Source organism: Rhodoferax sp. PAMC 29310, assembly GCF_017948265.1.
GTDB lineage: Bacteria > Pseudomonadota > Gammaproteobacteria > Burkholderiales > Burkholderiaceae_C > Rhodoferax.
Window position 1 is genome coordinate 595,351 of sequence record NZ_CP072852.1, and the last position, 15,797, is coordinate 611,147.

The window sequence follows — 15,797 nt, forward strand, 5'->3', positions numbered from 1 at the left end:
GACCGCGTCGACACCGGGGGACTAAGATCTGTACGTGAAGTCTGACCTCGAACAATCGATCCGCTTCTGCCAGTCTCTGGACGGATTGCGCATTGCCTACGCGACCATCGGCCGCGGTCCGGCACTGGTGCGCGCGGCCCACTTCTTCACCCACATCGACTTCGACCTCGGCAGCCCCGTCTGGCATCCCTGGCTGGTCGAACTCAGCCGCCACCGCCAGTTGGTTCGTTATGACGGACGGGGATGCGGTCTGTCGGACCTGGATCCGGCACCGCAGACGCTCGACGCCTGGGTGGCCGACCTCGAGGCTGTGGTGGACGCCGCCGGGCTGACGCGCTTTGCGCTGATCGGCTGTTCGCAGGGTGCCGCAATTGCCATCGACTACGCTGTGCGCCACCCACAGCGCGTCTCCTGCCTGGTGCTGCTGGGAGGCTACTCGCGTGGACCGATGCGTCGCGACCCGACGCAGGCACAGGTCAAGGAGGCCAAACTGCTGGTCGAGATGATCAAGGTGGGCTGGGGGCGCGACAACCCGGCGTTTCGCCAGGTGTTCACCTCCTTGTTCATTCCCGACGGGTCGCCTGAACAGGTTGACTGGTTCAACGAACTCGAGCGACTTTCGACCAGCCCAGAACATGCAGCGCGCGTCGTCGCCGCCTTCGGCCAGATCGACGTGACAGCCTTGGCCGCCCGCATCGCTTGCCCTGCGCTGGTTCTGCATGCCCGCGGCGATGCCCGCGTGCCGTTCGAGGAAGGCCGACGAACTGCCGGATTGATCCCCGGCGCACGTTTCGTGCCGCTGGAGAGCCGCAACCATGCGCTGCTGGCTGGCGAGCCGGCCTTCGCCCATTGTTTTGGCGAGATCCAGTCCTTTCTCGATGAACACGATGCGAGCCCGCGCCATGGGTCGGCGTTCAAGAACCTGAGCCCGAGCGAGCGGGCGCTCGTCGAATTGCTGGCGCATGGCCTGGACAATTTGCAGATCGCGGCGCACCTCGGCCTAGCCGAGAAAACAGTGCGCAACAAGGTCTCCGCAGTGTTTAGCAAGCTCGACGTGGCCACACGTGCACAGGCCATCGTGCATGCGCGCGAGGAGGGTTTCGGTATCCAACCGCTGCCGCGCTGAGTCAACTCGGGACATGAGTCCCGCCATTTGGAGCGGTTCGGTCCGCATCCAGCCCTGATCGGGACAACGGCCTCTCGCGCCAAGTGCTTTGATTCGATTGAATGAACCCCATCGAAACTCTGACGCACTGGAGGTCCCATGTCGCACTTGTATCAAACGTTCCCTTTGCCTGTCGTGAGGGCTGCCAAGCCGGCGCATCGCCCAGTGTGGCGTTATGTGATGAGCTGGCTGCAACGCTGCTGGCAGTCAGAATGCCGCCGCGCTGAGCGACCTGATCGTTACGTACCCTACTATTGAATCGATATGGCAACGGTTCCGACCGCTCTGATCGGGATCTATTTCACCGAGTCTGGCAGCGGCGGCGTCGTGCTGTTCGTGCCGGGCTGGTACAGCAGCAAGGTTGCCTGGCGTCCGGTTGGCGTAGCTTCGTGCTGACCGTAGCGCTGGCGACTTCGCCGCTTCAGTTGCTCGTTCTGCTCTTGATTCACCTTTGATTGGCAGCGTTGCGCGCAATTTCTGGATCAGTTCGAGGGTGCATTTCCATTGCAAACGCAGTCACGGATCCACCGAAATGCCGCGGATCAGGCCACCCCGAACCGGCCATTGCTGAATGCCTGCTGATGGCCGATCGCCGGTATTCGATCTGCTGAAATTCGTTGCACATTGCTGACAGTCCACGTCATACCTGAACGGCCGGTCTGGAGCAAGCAGTTCCAATAGTCGAACGATTCTTTTGGGCCTATAGCTGCCTCAGGCTCTATTGACAGGCATCGCCGCAATCCCTCTCAGATTCATGCTTTGGTCTCAGGCAGCCTTTGCAATTGAACGGGTGAAATAGAGTGGGCTCAACTCAGCCTCAAGGCATGAAACACCTGAATGGCGCCATACGCATCATTGGCGGCGTAGGTCAGTTGCGATGGCGTCAGCTGTGGCATGGACCAGTTGGAGGTGGCGGCTTTCTTGGACTTGGCGAAGCGTTGGTTGAATAGCACCGCGATACCGCCTTTGATGCCCATGTCTTTTCGGTAGCCACGGGCCTGAAAGACCGTGTTGAGTTCCAGCACATCGGCCGGGTCAACGCCCAGTTTGTGAATGATGCGCCGACGGTCGTCGCCCAGGCCAAAGCCGGCTTTGGTGTAGCCGGGCAGGGCGAGCAGTTGTGCAGCCACACTGCGGCAAGCCAAGTCATGGAGCTGAAACACCCAGGCTTTGTCCAAGGTTGAGAGTTGAAGAATGTGCGGCCCCTCTGACGCCTGGTCTTTGACGAACGTTGGTTTTGACTCGGTGTCAAAACCCCAGTTCCGGGTTTGCAGCAAGGCGTCGCGCGCTTCAATAGCTTGCGATTCGGTGCTGACCAATGTAATCCGGCTGATGGGCAGGCGGGGAAATTCGGGCAGCAAGGCGATCTCTTCCTTGCTGGGGGTGCTGTACAAAGTTTTCATGAGTGGCGCTTTGGTGTGTGAGGTGAGCTTAACCTTTTGATGCGGCACTGGGTCGAATGCTGGGGGCGGCTTTGCGATACTCGGTGCATGCAGATACAAGACATTCTTTTTTCCCAAGGCTTTGGTACGCGCCGCGTGTGCGCTGGCTTGATTCAACAAGGGTTGGTTCAGGTTTATGAGTCAAATGAGGCTCTACCGCCCGTCCCCTGTGCGGAGTCAGCTACTGATTTTGTAGCGGATGGCCTGCGCTTCAGGGTGCAGGGTGTGGACTGGCCGTTTCAGGAGAAAGCCTACATCTTGCTCAACAAACCCACGGCGACCGAGTGCTCGCAGAAACCGTCCACTTACCCCAGCATTTACACCCTCTTGCCGTCGCCGCTGCGTCTTCGCCCGCAAAAGGGGGCCGTGCAGGGTGTGCAAGCGGTCGGGCGGCTGGACCAAGACACGACAGGGCTGCTGCTGCTCACGGACGATGGCAAGTTCATCCACCGCATGAGTTCGCCACGCCACCACGTGCCCAAGGTGTATGAAGTCACGGTGAAGCACCCGCTGGACGAGGTGCAGGTCAACATGCTTTTGTCAGGCGTGGTGCTGGACGACGACCCCAAGCCGGTGCTGGCTGCCGCCTGTGAGGCTGTGTCCAGCCACCATCTGCGGTTGACGCTGACGGAAGGTAAATACCACCAGGTCAAACGCATGGTGGCGGCGGTGAGCAACCGGGTTGAGGCATTGCATCGTTCGCAAATTGGCGGGCTTCGTCTGCCCGACGATTTGGGGCCGGGCCAATGGCGTTGGTTGAGCCAGGCCGATCTGGCCAGTATTCAGAATTAACGGCCACAGCAGACCCACAGCGAGAGCGAGACTTTCTTCATGACCTTGTTTTTTGATTCCTTCTGGCGCGCCGTGGGCTACTGCCTGCGTCCGCGCGTGATTGCTTTGTCTTTTCTTCCGCTGGTGGTGATGGTGGCGCTGGCGCTGGGCCTGGGCTATTACTACTGGGAGCCAGCGTTGGACTGGGTGCGCGAGATGCTGGAGGCGTCGTCCACGGTCAACACGGTGTGGGACTGGCTCCAAAGCGTGGGGGCGGGCAGCATCAAGATGGTGTTGGCGCCGATGGTGGTGATCTTTGCTGTGACGCCGGTCATTGTGGTGCTCTCACTGTTGCTTGTCGCTGTGCTGATGACGCCTGCGTTGACCAGTTTGGTGGCTGAGCGGCGCTTCCCCCTGTTGGAACGAAAACATGGCGGCTCATTGGCGCGCAGCTTGATTTGGTCATTTGGCTCCACCTTGCTGGCCGTGGTGGCTTTGATTGTGTCCATCCCCCTTTGGCTGGTACCCCCGCTGGTACTGGTGTTGCCGCCCTTGATCTGGGGCTGGCTGACCTACCGGGTGATGGCGTTTGACGCCCTGGCCGAGCACGCCAGTGCAGAAGAGCGCCAACTTCTTTTTAAACAACATCGCAGTTGGCTGCTGGGCATTGGTGTGTTTTGCGGCTTCTTGGGGGCAGCGCCCAGCCTGCTATGGGCGTCTGGTGCCCTGTTTGCGGCCGCGTTTGTGGTTTTGGTTCCGATTGCGATCTGGATTTACACGCTGGTGTTTGCGTTTTCGTCGCTCTGGTTTGCGCATTACTGTCTGGCGGCGCTTCACACGCTGCGTGCCAACACGGCACAAACGGTTGCCACAGCGCCTTTGGTAGCGGCGCTGCCAGCCTCCGTGGTTGACGTTGACGCAGTAACATTGGCGGATGACTCAACCACCCAGCCTCCCGCCCTCCGTTAAGCCCGACGCCCGCTTTGGGCTGATCATTGTCGGAGACGAAATTTTGTCCGGAAAACGGACGGACAAACACCTTCCTAAAGTCATTGAGTTGCTCAAGGCACGGGGCCTTCAGCTGGATTACGCCGAGTACGTGGGCGACTCACCCGATCGCATCACGGCGACCCTGAAACGGGCGTTTGCCTCAGGCGATGTTGTGTTTTCGACCGGTGGCATTGGCGCCACGCCCGATGACCACACCCGGCAATGTGCGGCCCGGGCTCAAGGCTTGAGTTTGGCGCTTCACACGCAGGCCGAAGCTTTAATTCGGCAGAGAATGCAGGAATCTGCGATCGAGCAGGGCACGGTTTATGAGGCGAACCGCCCGGACAATATTCACCGTCTGAACATGGGCGTGTTTCCTGTCGGGGCCGAGATCATTCCCAATCCGTTTAACAAAATCCCGGGTTTCACCTGCGGCACGGTTCATTTTGTGCCCGGCTTTCCGGTCATGGCTTGGCCGATGATGGAGTGGGTGCTGGACACACATTACCCGCACCTGCACAAGGTGTCGACCTGGATCGAGCAGTCCGTGATTGTTTTTGGTGCCATGGAAGCCACCCTGACGCCCTTGATGGAAGAGATCGAGAAAGCGTTTGCGGGCGTGAAGGTGTTCAGCTTGCCCAGCGTGGATCATCCCCAGTACGGTCGCCACATTGAATTGGGGGTCAAGGGCGAGCCAGCGCTGGTGTCCCAAGCCTATGCGGTGCTGCTGAGCGGACTGAAAGGCTTTGATGCTCGATTGGGCCCAGAATTGGTGCAGAAATAACGCATCAATACGGTGCTTTTTGCATTTGCACCATTTTGGTGCAAATGCGCCGTAATCGGCGGCTGACAGGATTGCGAATGCCCCAAATCTTGGGCAATCTCAGGGCAGAATAGCAGGCTGGGTGAATTTGGCCAGTCACGAACTTGGCACAAAACCTGCATTTGCCTAAACGTACCTTTTTTCACAACGAATCAACCAGGAGTATTTGATGGCCAAGACCGTCGCAGACGTCATGAAGATGGTGAAAGAGAACGAAGTCAAGTTTGTTGACTTCCGCTTCACCGATACCCGCGGTAAAGAGCAGCACGTGACCGTGCCTGTTTCTCACTTCGACGAAGAGAAATTTACCGACGGACACGCGTTTGACGGTTCGTCCATCGCTGGTTGGAAGGGTATTGAAGCCTCCGACATGCAGCTGATGCCTGATCCAAACACCGCCAACATCGACCCCTTCTTTGAAGAAGCCACGATGATTTTGAGCTGCGACGTCATCGACCCAGCCGACGGTAAAGCCTACGAGCGCGATCCCCGCTCTTTGGCCAAGCGCGCTGAGGCTTACATGAAGGCCTCCGGCTTTGGTGACACCGCTTACTTTGGTCCAGAGCCAGAGTTCTTCGTGTTTGACGGCGTGCGTTGGGGCAACGACATGTCGGGCGCTTTCTACAAGATTGATTCTGAAGAAGGGGCTTGGAGTTCAAGCAAAGAATTTGAGCACGGCAATTCCGGCCATCGTCCGACAGTTAAAGGTGGTTACTTCCCCGTGCCACCCGTTGACAGCTTCCAGGACATGCGTTCTGAGATGTGTCTGGTGCTGGAGCAACTGGGTATCCCGGTTGAAGTGCACCACCACGAAGTGGCTAATGCTGGCCAGATGGAAATTGGCACCAAATTCAGCACGCTGGTTCAGCGCGCTGACTGGGTTCAGCTGCAAAAGTATGTGGTCCACAACGTGGCGCATGCTTATGGAAAAACTGCCACTTTCATGCCAAAACCCATCGTTGGTGACAACGGTTCCGGCATGCACGTGCACCAGTCGGTCTGGAAAGACGGCAAAAACCTGTTCGCAGGCGACGGCTATGCTGGTTTGTCTGATTTCGCCCTGTACTACATCGGCGGCATCATCAAGCACGCTCGTGCCCTGAACGCCATCACCAATCCCGGTACTAACAGCTACAAGCGCCTGGTTCCTCACTATGAGGCACCGGTCAAGCTGGCTTACTCGGCTAAGAACCGCTCGGCCTCCATCCGGATTCCGTTCGTGGCTAACCCCAAAGGTCGTCGCGTTGAGGCTCGTTTCCCCGATCCACTGATGAACCCTTACCTCGGCTTCTCGGCCTTGTTGATGGCGGGTCTGGACGGCGTGGAAAACAAGATTCACCCCGGCGAAGCCGCCAGCAAGGATCTGTACCACTTGCCACCGGAAGAAGACAAGTTGATCCCGACTGTGTGCCACAGCCTGGACCAGGCGCTGGAATGTCTGGATGCCGATCGCGCGTTCCTGACCAAAGGCGGCGTGTTCACTGACTCCTACCTGGATGCCTACATTGATCTGAAGATGCAGGAAGTAACCCGTTTGCGCGCAGCGACTCACCCCGCTGAGTTCGACATGTACTACTCGCTCTAATTCAGCGAGCCCGTCAAGGTGTAACCCGTTACACCTTGTGGCAACAAAAGGACGGCTCTGGCCGTCCTTTTTTCATTGTGCGAAACTTGAAAGGCCGCAGCGTGTTTGCTTGACGCATACTGGCAGTTTTATTCAAGTCACAGATTGGACGCGTAACGCACCCATGAACCATGCAATATTGATTACTCTGGCTCTGGCTTTTTGTGCCACCAACAGCATGGCGCAAGAGCGCATATACCGTTGTGGCAACGAGTACACCAACACCCTGACCGGACGTCAGGCCAAAGATTGCAAGTTGGTCGAAGGCGGCAATGTGACGGTGATTCAGGGCACCAAACCGGCACCTGCCGCCAAGAGCACACCCTCGATCTCCAGCGCAGCCGCGCCTGCCAACAGCCCCCGTGTGGACAGCAGCGAGCAAAAGTTCCGGGACTCGGATGCCCGTCTTATTCTGGAGTCAGAACTCAAGAAGGCTGAGGCCCGCCAAGCAGAGCTGTCGAAGGAGTACAAGAACGGTGAGCCCGACCAGCAAGGCGGCGAAGCCCGCAACCACCAAAAATACATCAACCGCGTCGCTGAGCTGAAGGCCAGTTTGTCCCGAATTGAGAGCGACATTGCCGGTATCCGGCGCGAGTTGGGGCGGGTTTCAAATGGTTCCGGCGCCAAGTAGGTCTCGGCCAATTCTCTCTGATAGCCCGAAGAGTGTTGACGACAGTCACCGCTTTTCTTCCTTTGACCTTCTTGCCACACTGGTTGCCGTTGTGAATGGCGAGGGCGAGGTGCTATTTGCCAATGCCGTGCTGGAAGATGCCTTGGGCATGTCTCGCCGGGCCATCATCGGGGCCAATTTGGCCGACCATTTCACAGAAACATCGCCACTTGAGAGTGCTTTGATTGGCGTGAGCGGCAACGAGTTTGCTGCTTTGCGCTATGACGCCTGGCTCAAGCGGGTGAACCATGATGCGCTGCCCGTGCATGTGATCGTGTCGCAAACCGACAACTCGCGGGAAATCATTGTTGAGCTGCTGCCGCAAGAGCAGCAAGCACGTCAGGAGCGGGAGGAGCGCTTGGCGGACCAGGCGCAGACCAACAAGGAGCTCATTCGCAATCTGGCGCATGAGATCAAGAATCCGCTAGGCGGCATACGGGGCGCTGCCCAGTTGCTGGAGATGGAAATAGAGTCCCGTGAACTCACGGAGTACACCCAGGTCATCATCCGGGAGGCCGACCGTCTACAAACGCTGGTGGATCGATTGCTGGCACCGCACCGGCGCCCGCATTTGGTGGGTGACGTCAACATCCATGAGGTGTGCGAGCGTGTGCGTACTTTGATCTTGGCAGAATTTCCCAAGGGTCTGAAAGTGGTGCGGGACTATGACACCTCGATTCCCGAGTTTCGTGGTGACCGGGAACAGTTGATTCAAACGGTGTTGAACATTGCGCACAACGCCTGTCAGGCCTTGTCGGAGCTGATTGCAGACAAGCAAGCCCACTTGACATTTCGCACGCGTATCGCAAGACAGGTAACTTTTGGCAAACAACGCTACAGGTTGGCATTGGAATTGCATGTCATTGACAACGGGCCTGGCGTACCAGACTCGATCAAGGACCGAATCTTCTATCCGCTGGTTTCCGGGCGGGAAGGGGGATCGGGCTTGGGGCTGACATTGGCACAAACCTTTGTTCAGCAACACCATGGCTTGATTGAGTGTGACAGCGTGCCAGGCCACACGGACTTCAAGATATTGATACCTTTGCCGTGAGCTTTGTCCATTAACCGTTGACCTGAGGTGCCCCAATTTTATGAAGCCGATTTGGATCGCAGATGATGACCAGTCCATCCGCTTCGTACTGGAGAAAGCCCTGTTGCGTGAAAACCTGCCGACCCGCAGCTTCACCAACCCCCGAGATGTACTGGCGGCCCTGACCAGCGCCACGGAAGAAGATGGCCCACAGATCTTGGTCAGCGACATTCGCATGCCTGGCGGTTCAGGTCTGGATCTGCTGGAAAAGGTCAAGGAGAAGTTCCCTGGCCTGCCCGTGATCATCATGACGGCTTATTCCGATCTGGATAGTGCCGTTTCCGCTTTCCAAGGTGGGGCTTTCGAATACCTGCCCAAGCCGTTTGACGTGCCGAAGGCCGTTGAACTGATTCGGCGCGCGGTTGAGGAAAGCCAGCGCGAAGAAGTGGCCGAGGAGAGCTTGGCCCAAACGCCAGAAATGCTGGGTCAGGCACCCGCCATGCAAGATGTCTTTCGGGCCATTGGCCGCTTGAGTCAGAGCAATGTCACGGTCATGATCACTGGCGAATCGGGTTCTGGCAAGGAGTTGGTCGCCCGCGCTTTGCACAAGCACTCCACGCGTTCAGGTGGGCCGTTTGTGGCCATCAACACGGCGGCTATTCCCAAGGATTTACTGGAGTCGGAGTTGTTTGGGCATGAGCGTGGCGCGTTCACCGGGGCGCAAACCATGCGGCGCGGCCGGTTTGAGCAGGCCGATGGCGGCACGCTGTTTCTGGACGAAATTGGGGACATGCCCTTCGATTTGCAAACCCGTTTGCTGCGGGTGCTGAGTGATGGCCACTTTTATCGTGTGGGCGGTCATTCCGCCGTCAAAACCAATGTGAGGGTCATTGCCGCCACGCACCAGAATCTGGAGCAACGTGTCAAAGAAGGCGGTTTTCGGGAAGACCTGTTTCACCGGCTCAACGTGATCCGCCTTCGACTGCCGGCCCTGCGGGAGCGCAAAGAAGACATCGCCATGTTGACCCGCCACTTCTTGCAGCAAAGCGCCGCCCAGCTTGGGGTAGAGCCCAAGCGAATTTCAGATGCCGCGCTGGGCTGGCTGGGGACTTTTGGCTTTCCTGGCAACGTGCGGCAACTTGAGAACATCTGCCATTGGCTAACTGTCATGGCACCTGCGCAAGTCATTGAGCCTAAAGATTTGCCACCAGAGGTTGGTGTGACACAGCGCACGAATGTGGCGGCAGTCGATTCACCGCCCGTTCTGCCCACGGTGTTTGCGGCCAGCCCGGTGGAAAAGTGGGCAGAACCGGCCCAAATCGGAGCAGCGAGTGCTCCGCCCCTCGACGAAGTGGCAGAGACTTCGACCCCCGCTACTGTTCCAACCGGAAGCGGCTGGGAGTTGGGCTTGGAGTCTGACGCAGCGGCCCTGCTGGCCACGGACCGAACCGACGTGTGGGATGAGTTGACACGCCGATTTGAGGCGCGCTTGATACAAACCGCTTTGACGGCAACTCGTGGCCGGCGCATTGAAGCCGCACTCAAACTTGGCATTGGGCGCAATACCATCACCCGGAAAATCCAGGAGCTTGGCTTGGAATAAAGCCTATGGTCAGGCGGCAATGCACAGTGGCCCAAGTGCGCCTGGCGCCGCGTAGCGCCGGTTCAGGTGGGAGTCTTCACACGCTGGCAAAATGAAGGCCATGAACTCTGCAACCACCGAACGCCCCCAACCTGCGCCACGCAGCGCTTACAAGGTCTTTCGGTCCATTGGCACTCGCTGGATGGACAACGATGCCTACGGTCATGTCAACAACGTGGTCTATTACAGTTGGTTTGACACCGCTGTGAATGCCTACCTGATCGAGCAGGGCGTGTTGGACATTCACCAGGGCGAGACGATTGGCCTAGTGATCGAGACCCAATGCAACTATTTTTCACCGCTGGCTTTCCCGCAAACGGTGGAGGCTGGCATTCGGGTGAGTCGACTTGGCGGGAGCAGTGTTCGTTACGAAGTTGGCCTGTTTGCCGCTGGCGAGGCCCTCACCGCCGCTCGGGGCCACTTTGTCCATGTGTATGTGGACAAAGTAAGCCGCCGGCCACAGCCGTTGCCTAGCCCTTTGAAAACTGTTCTTGAGACCCTTTTATGACACTCATGAACGTGGCAGATGCCATTACCTCGCGCATGTCGGCGCGAGCTTTTACCTCCCAACCTGTTTCGCGGGAATTGATCACCCAACTGCTGCAGATCGCCTGTCGGGCGCCTTCGGGTACCAACACCCAGCCTTGGAAGGTATATGTGTTGCAGGGCGCGAGTCAGGCTTCGCTGGTGGACAAGGTCTGTACCGCCCACGACGCCATTCGCGCGCAACCTGAATTGGCCGCCGAATACCGGGAGGCCTACGACTATTACCCTGAAAAGTGGGTCAGTCCCTATATTGACCGTCGCCGCGAAAACGGCTGGGGCCTGTATGGCTTGTTGGACATTGGCAAAGGCGACAAAGACAAGATGCACGCGCAGCAGCAGCGCAATTTCAAATTTTTTGACGCCCCAGTGGGATTCATGTTCACCATCGACCAGGTCATGGGCCGGGGATCATTGGTTGACTACGGCATGTTCATGCAAAACATCATGGTGGCCGCCCGCGGCCTAGGGTTGCACACCTGCCCGCAAGCGGCCTGGAATGGGTTTGCCAAGATCATCTTGCCCCATATTGGTGCCGGAGAGAACGAGATGCTGGTGTGCGGTATGTCCTTGGGCTATGCGGACGAAACCAAAGTAGTCAACACTTACCATACCCCACGCGTGCCGGTTGAGGAGTTCACCCATTGGTTGGACTAATGCTGGTGGGTTATTTTTGCTATTAAATATATAGCTTGTTACGCATGTAAAACAAAGGCTGGAGGCTTATTTTTCTATGATTCCTAAGAAACCAAAAATTCTGGTTGCCAGAGCTGTTTTCCCCGAGGTGTTGGCCAAGCTTGACACTCATTTTGAGGTGCAGAGCAATCAGGATGATGTGCTTTGGACGCCCGAGAAGCTGGCGCAGCAGTTGCAGGGCAAAGTGGGCGTGTTCACCACGGGGAGCCAGCGTGTGGACGCGGCGTTGCTGGCGGTATGCCCTGAGTTGAAGGTCTGCGCCAATATGGCCGTGGGTTTTAACAACTTTGACCTGGCCGCCATGACCGCGGCCGGCGTGCTCGGCACCAATACCCCGGGCGTTTTGACTGAGACCACCGCTGACTTCGGGTTTGCCTTGCTCATGGCCACCGCACGACGCATCGCCGAGAGCGAACGCTTTTTGAGAGCCGGCTTGTGGAACCGCTGGCGCTATGACATGTTCGCCGGTGGCGAAGTGCATGGCAGCACTCTGGGCATTCTGGGCATGGGGCGCATTGGCCAGGGCATTGCCCAACGCGGCGCACACGGCTTTGGCATGAAGGTGATTTACCACAATCGTTCTCGGCTTGACGAGGCAACCGAGGCTCAATGCAAGGCCCGATTTGTCAGCAAAGACGAGTTATTGGCGCAGGCAGATCATCTGGTGTTGGTCTTGCCTTACTCCGAGTCATCGCACCACGCCATTGGGCAGGCGGAACTGAGCCAGATGAAGCCCACCGCCACGTTGATCAATATTGCACGGGGCGGCATTGTGGACGACGCCGCGTTGGCAGTCGCCCTGAAAAACGGCACGATTGCGGCCGCGGGTCTGGATGTCTTTGAAGGAGAGCCTCAGGTTCACCCGGATTTGTTGACGGTGCCTAACGTGGTGCTGACCCCTCACATTGCCAGCGCCACGCAGGCCACCCGCCTGGCAATGGCGCATTTGGCGGCCGACAACCTGATTGGGTTTCTGTGTCGTGGCAAGGCCCTGACGCCTTTGAACCCGGAGGTGCTGTCAGCCACTTGTCGCTAGTTCAGCGCTTGCGACTGCGTCGCTTGGTGACGGTGCGCCAGCGCCAGATCAGCGTGATCACCCCGTAGGTGAGCAGGCCCATGAGGACCGCCGTGATGGACAAGCCCACCAACAAGGGCTTGCCCAAGGCGGCAACCCGCGTCCACAGGCCGGCGTCCTCGTCGACCTCGGTCGAGGCGAGGAGATCTTTGGGGCTGGCTGTCTTTTTCGCGCCGGTAACCACAACGCCCAATTTGTAGGCGCCGTAATAGATGGGGCCAAACGTCACCGGGTTGCTTACCAGTGTGCTGGCAATCGCCGCTGGAATGTTCGCCCTCATGACCACTGCCGCTGCAACCGATGCGGGAATCTGAGCTACCGGGATGATCAGGCCAAAGAACACGCCCAATGCCACCCCCATGGCCACGCCCCGGCGTGACCAGTGCCACAGCTTGGGCTCTTTCAGCCAGGGCCCTAGCCAGGCCAGGCGGGGATTGTTGTGAATCTGTTCCCGGGTGGGAATATGCTGGCGAAGTCGTGCGAGCCAGCCCATTCACATGCTCCGCACATTGAAGTGCCGCCAAAGTCCTTTTTCAAGCTCCACCGCCAAAAACTTGAGAAGGCCCAGGCCAAAAATGACCAGCCAGGAACTGAGATCCAAGGCTGCGGTTTGGAAAAGGGTTTGCATGGGTGGGGCGTAGGTCATCAACAGCTGGAAGCCTACCAGCAGGGCGCACATCCAGAGTGCAACCGGATTGTCCGTCAGGATTCTCCAGGAGAAGGCTGACGTCGTGAAATTGCGAACGTTGAAAAGGTACACCAGTTCACCCATGACGAGCATATTGACGGCTGCAGTGCGTGCGACCTCCAGGCTGCTGCCACGCGCCAACTCCCACTCAAAGATGGCAAAGGTGACGATCACCATTAGCAAGCTCACATAAGCAATGCGGGAGCCCAGCACGCGAGTAATAAGCGGTTCACTTGGCCGGCGGGGCGGGCGGTCCATGACACCCGGTTCTGCGGGCTCAAAGGCCAGCGCAAGAGAGAGGGTCACGGCGGTGATCATGTTGACCCAGAGAATTTGGCCTGCCGTCACCGGCAAGGGAATGCCGGCAAAGATGGCAAGAAGAATGACGCCCGCTTCGCCGCAGCTGGTGGGCAGAATGAACAGCAGTGATTTCTTGATGTTGTCAAAGACCACGCGCCCCTCGCGGACCGCGTGCGCAATGGTGGCAAAGTTGTCGTCCGTGAGCACCAGGTCTGCCGCTTCACGGGCGGCGTCAGTGCCGTTTTTCCCCATTGCAATGCCGATGTTGGCGGCTTTGAGCGCCGGGGCGTCGTTCACGCCGTCTCCCGTCATGGCGACCAGTTCGCCCAGGGCTTGCAGGGCGGCGACCAGCCGCAGCTTGTGCTCAGGGCTGGCGCGGGCAAAGACATCCGTGTCTTGAGCGACCTTTTGTAGAGCCTGATCAGAGAGGGCTTGCACCATTTCGCCAGTGACGGCCTTGTCCGCCCTCAGTCCCAACTGGCGCCCAATGGCTGCGGCAGTCACTGCATGGTCGCCTGTGATCATCTTCACCCGCATGCCTGCGCGTTGGCATTCGGCCACGGCCGCGATGGCTTCCTCGCGGGGTGGGTCGATCAGCCCCACCAAGCCGAGCAAGGTAAAGCGCTCGGTCATGTCGCTCATGTTCAAGGCGGCCGTGCCAGCGGCCATGTCGCACCGGGCCAGTGCCAGCACACGCTGTCCGTCGCAGGCTGACTCCTCCATGCGGCGTTCCCAATTGGGCCGGTCCAGCGCGGTGTTGCTGCCGTCCTGGTTGCAAAGAGCCAACACCCGTTCCGGGGCGCCTTTGAGCAAGGCAAAGACGTGGCCTTGGTGGTCATGGTGCAGTGTCGCCATGAAGCGATGCTCCGACTCGAACGGAATTTCATCGATTCGGGGCGCGGCGGTGAGCGCTTCAACAGGGTCCAACCCGGCCTTGTGGGCCAACGTCAGCAGCGCTCCTTCGGTTGGGTCCCCGACGAGCTGCCAACCTTTGGTGGCGTCATTCTTCAGTTGGGCGTCGTTGCAAAGCAGGGCACACTGGGCCAGTTGTTGCAGGGCAGCTTCCCGGACAGCTATGACGCCCACGCCGTCGCATTGGAATCCGCCCTCGGGGGCATAGCCGGTGCCACTGGCCGCCAACGTGCAGTTCGGCAACATGACCCGCACGGCAGTCATCTCGTTCTTGGTGAGGGTGCCGGTTTTATCCGAGCAAATGACGGTGACCGAGCCCAATGTCTCTACCGCAGGCAAACGACGAACAATGGCATTTTTGCGGGCCATGGTGCGCGTGCCAATGGCCAGAACGATGGTCACAATGGCCGGCAACCCTTCCGGGATGGCCGCCACGGTCAGCCCCACAACGGCCAGAAAGATATCCAGCAAGGCCATCTCGTGCACGTAGTAGCCGATGAGAAAAGAGACTATCGCGCCCACCAAAATGGCCGCCGTGATCTGCCTGGCAAACTGGTCAAGCCGCCGCGTCAACGGCGTGACGAGTGACTGCACCTCGCCCACCATCGCGCCAATGCGTCCAATTTCACTCCTGGGTCCGGTGTTCACCACCACGCCGTGAGCCTGGCCAAAGCTGACTACCGTGCCGGAGTACGCCATACAGGTGCGGTCGCCAATAGGTGATTTATGACCCACGCTATCCAGGGTTTTTTCGACCGGCAGTGACTCCCCGGTTAGAGCGGCTTCCTTGACTCTGAGGTTCTTGATCCGAAACAGTCGCAGGTCGGCGGGCACACGAACGCCGGACTCCAGCAGCACCACATCGCCGGGAACCAGAAGGGTGGCGTCAATTTCCCGGCGTTCACCGTCGCGCAGGACGATGGCGCGACTCGCCAACATGGCGCGCACGGCGTCCAGGGCTTTTTCAGCCTTGCCCTCTTGCACGAAGCCAATGATGGCGTTGATCAGGACCACGCCTCCAATGACGCCCGCATCAATAAAGTCGTTCAGGGCCAGCGTCACCAACCCGGCTGCCAGCAGAACGTAGATCAAGGGGTTGTGAAACTGAAGCAGAAACCGCAACCATGGGCCTCGCCGTGTCGATTCGGGCAAGCTGTTTTTTCCAAACTTCTCCAAGCGGTGAATCGCCTCTTCAAGGCTCAATCCAACCCGAGGGTCCACGGACTGGGCATGCAGGGCCTCGGCGGCAGAGAGTGTGTGCCAAACCGTTTGGGCATCAGGTTCGTCGGCCGGAGTGGTCATGGAGTTAGCAAATTGGGGTAAAAAATCATCATACCGACCCCTGCGCCCATGGCCCTTGATCTGGGCCAGACACCTATAAAGACTGAGGAATTGAACAACAATAGGGGGCTTAGGAGAATCT

General features: G+C 58.5%; 15 protein-coding genes. 12 read left to right on the forward strand and 3 right to left on the reverse strand.

Annotated features, from left to right (window positions below):
* Positions 1-34: 34 nt before the first annotated feature.
* Positions 35-1,126 (forward strand): alpha/beta fold hydrolase, encoded by a 1,092-nt coding sequence (locus tag J8G15_RS02740; protein WP_210545950.1) that lies wholly within the window; start codon positions 35-37, stop codon positions 1,124-1,126.
* Positions 1,127-1,429: 303 nt separating this feature from the next.
* The gene (locus J8G15_RS21805) at positions 1,430-1,561 is read left to right on the forward strand and encodes a hypothetical protein (protein ID WP_255555741.1); all 132 of its coding nucleotides are present in this window, start codon (positions 1,430-1,432) and stop codon (positions 1,559-1,561) included.
* 410 nt (positions 1,562-1,971) lie between these two features.
* Here the strand turns inward: J8G15_RS21805 and J8G15_RS02745 are convergent, their stop codons facing one another.
* Complete coding sequence (locus tag J8G15_RS02745) at positions 1,972-2,568, reverse strand: 3'-5' exonuclease (RefSeq protein WP_210545952.1); 597 nt, start codon at positions 2,566-2,568, stop codon at positions 1,972-1,974.
* Positions 2,569-2,655: 87 nt separating this feature from the next.
* Between J8G15_RS02745 and J8G15_RS02750 the strand changes: the two genes are divergently transcribed.
* From J8G15_RS02750 to J8G15_RS02795, 10 genes are all read left to right on the forward strand, one after another.
* Positions 2,656-3,399: a 16S rRNA pseudouridine(516) synthase gene (locus tag J8G15_RS02750; protein WP_210545954.1), complete on the forward strand. Its 744-nt coding sequence runs from the start codon at positions 2,656-2,658 to the stop codon at positions 3,397-3,399.
* Positions 3,400-3,438: 39 nt separating this feature from the next.
* Entirely contained in the window at positions 3,439-4,347 is a 909-nt protein-coding gene (locus J8G15_RS02755; protein WP_210545956.1) for an EI24 domain-containing protein, read from the forward strand.
* Complete coding sequence (locus tag J8G15_RS02760) at positions 4,313-5,152, forward strand: molybdopterin-binding protein (protein WP_210545957.1); 840 nt, start codon at positions 4,313-4,315, stop codon at positions 5,150-5,152. Before J8G15_RS02755 ends, J8G15_RS02760 begins: the two co-directional genes overlap by 35 nt.
* Before the next feature lie 208 nt (positions 5,153-5,360).
* Positions 5,361-6,776, forward strand: coding sequence for a type I glutamate--ammonia ligase (glnA, locus tag J8G15_RS02765; RefSeq protein WP_210545959.1), 1,416 nt, complete (start codon positions 5,361-5,363; stop codon positions 6,774-6,776).
* Positions 6,777-6,939: 163 nt separating this feature from the next.
* Positions 6,940-7,446 (forward strand): hypothetical protein, encoded by a 507-nt coding sequence (locus J8G15_RS02770; protein WP_210545961.1) that lies wholly within the window; start codon positions 6,940-6,942, stop codon positions 7,444-7,446.
* Entirely contained in the window at positions 7,427-8,539 is a 1,113-nt protein-coding gene (gene glnL / locus J8G15_RS02775; protein WP_210545963.1) for a nitrogen regulation protein NR(II), read from the forward strand. The genes J8G15_RS02770 and glnL overlap by 20 nt, the downstream gene beginning before the upstream one ends.
* Before the next feature lie 40 nt (positions 8,540-8,579).
* On the forward strand, positions 8,580-10,121 hold the full coding sequence (ntrC, locus tag J8G15_RS02780) for a nitrogen regulation protein NR(I) (RefSeq protein WP_210545965.1): 1,542 nt from the start codon (positions 8,580-8,582) through the stop codon (positions 10,119-10,121).
* A gap of 91 nt (positions 10,122-10,212) precedes the next feature.
* On the forward strand, positions 10,213-10,668 hold the full coding sequence (locus J8G15_RS02785) for a thioesterase family protein (RefSeq protein WP_210545967.1): 456 nt from the start codon (positions 10,213-10,215) through the stop codon (positions 10,666-10,668).
* The gene (locus tag J8G15_RS02790) at positions 10,665-11,360 is read left to right on the forward strand and encodes a nitroreductase (RefSeq protein ID WP_210545969.1); all 696 of its coding nucleotides are present in this window, start codon (positions 10,665-10,667) and stop codon (positions 11,358-11,360) included. Before J8G15_RS02785 ends, J8G15_RS02790 begins: the two co-directional genes overlap by 4 nt.
* A gap of 76 nt (positions 11,361-11,436) precedes the next feature.
* Positions 11,437-12,435, forward strand: coding sequence for a 2-hydroxyacid dehydrogenase (locus J8G15_RS02795; protein ID WP_370627479.1), 999 nt, complete (start codon positions 11,437-11,439; stop codon positions 12,433-12,435).
* A 1-nt stretch (position 12,436) separates the two neighbouring features.
* On the opposite strand, the gene J8G15_RS02800 is transcribed toward J8G15_RS02795, so the two are convergent.
* Together J8G15_RS02800 and J8G15_RS02805 are read right to left on the reverse strand one after the other, a co-directional pair.
* Positions 12,437-12,967 carry a DUF2062 domain-containing protein gene (locus J8G15_RS02800; RefSeq protein ID WP_210545970.1) on the reverse strand — a complete coding sequence of 177 codons (531 nt, stop codon included), beginning with the start codon at positions 12,965-12,967 and terminating at the stop codon, positions 12,437-12,439.
* Complete coding sequence (locus J8G15_RS02805) at positions 12,968-15,676, reverse strand: cation-transporting P-type ATPase (RefSeq protein WP_210545972.1); 2,709 nt, start codon at positions 15,674-15,676, stop codon at positions 12,968-12,970.
* Positions 15,677-15,797 lie beyond the last annotated feature (121 nt).

Bases quoted from the DNA above. Each gene is read 5' to 3' on its own strand.
- J8G15_RS21805 (WP_255555741.1), top strand. From the start codon at position 1,430: ATGGCAACGGTTCCGACCGCTCTGATCGGGATCTATTTCACCGAGTCT.
- J8G15_RS02745 (WP_210545952.1), bottom strand. From the start codon at position 2,568: ATGAAAACTTTGTACAGCACCCCCAGCAAGGAAGAGATCGCCTTGCTG.
- J8G15_RS02750 (WP_210545954.1), top strand. From the start codon at position 2,656: ATGCAGATACAAGACATTCTTTTTTCCCAAGGCTTTGGTACGCGCCGC.
- J8G15_RS02755 (WP_210545956.1), top strand. From the start codon at position 3,439: ATGACCTTGTTTTTTGATTCCTTCTGGCGCGCCGTGGGCTACTGCCTG.
- J8G15_RS02760 (WP_210545957.1), top strand. From the start codon at position 4,313: ATGACTCAACCACCCAGCCTCCCGCCCTCCGTTAAGCCCGACGCCCGC.
- glnA (WP_210545959.1), top strand. From the start codon at position 5,361: ATGGCCAAGACCGTCGCAGACGTCATGAAGATGGTGAAAGAGAACGAA.
- J8G15_RS02770 (WP_210545961.1), top strand. From the start codon at position 6,940: ATGAACCATGCAATATTGATTACTCTGGCTCTGGCTTTTTGTGCCACC.
- glnL (WP_210545963.1), top strand. From the start codon at position 7,427: ATGGTTCCGGCGCCAAGTAGGTCTCGGCCAATTCTCTCTGATAGCCCG.
- ntrC (WP_210545965.1), top strand. From the start codon at position 8,580: ATGAAGCCGATTTGGATCGCAGATGATGACCAGTCCATCCGCTTCGTA.
- J8G15_RS02785 (WP_210545967.1), top strand. From the start codon at position 10,213: ATGAAGGCCATGAACTCTGCAACCACCGAACGCCCCCAACCTGCGCCA.
- J8G15_RS02790 (WP_210545969.1), top strand. From the start codon at position 10,665: ATGACACTCATGAACGTGGCAGATGCCATTACCTCGCGCATGTCGGCG.
- J8G15_RS02795 (WP_370627479.1), top strand. From the start codon at position 11,437: ATGATTCCTAAGAAACCAAAAATTCTGGTTGCCAGAGCTGTTTTCCCC.
- J8G15_RS02800 (WP_210545970.1), bottom strand. From the start codon at position 12,967: ATGGGCTGGCTCGCACGACTTCGCCAGCATATTCCCACCCGGGAACAG.
- J8G15_RS02805 (WP_210545972.1), bottom strand. From the start codon at position 15,676: ATGACCACTCCGGCCGACGAACCTGATGCCCAAACGGTTTGGCACACA.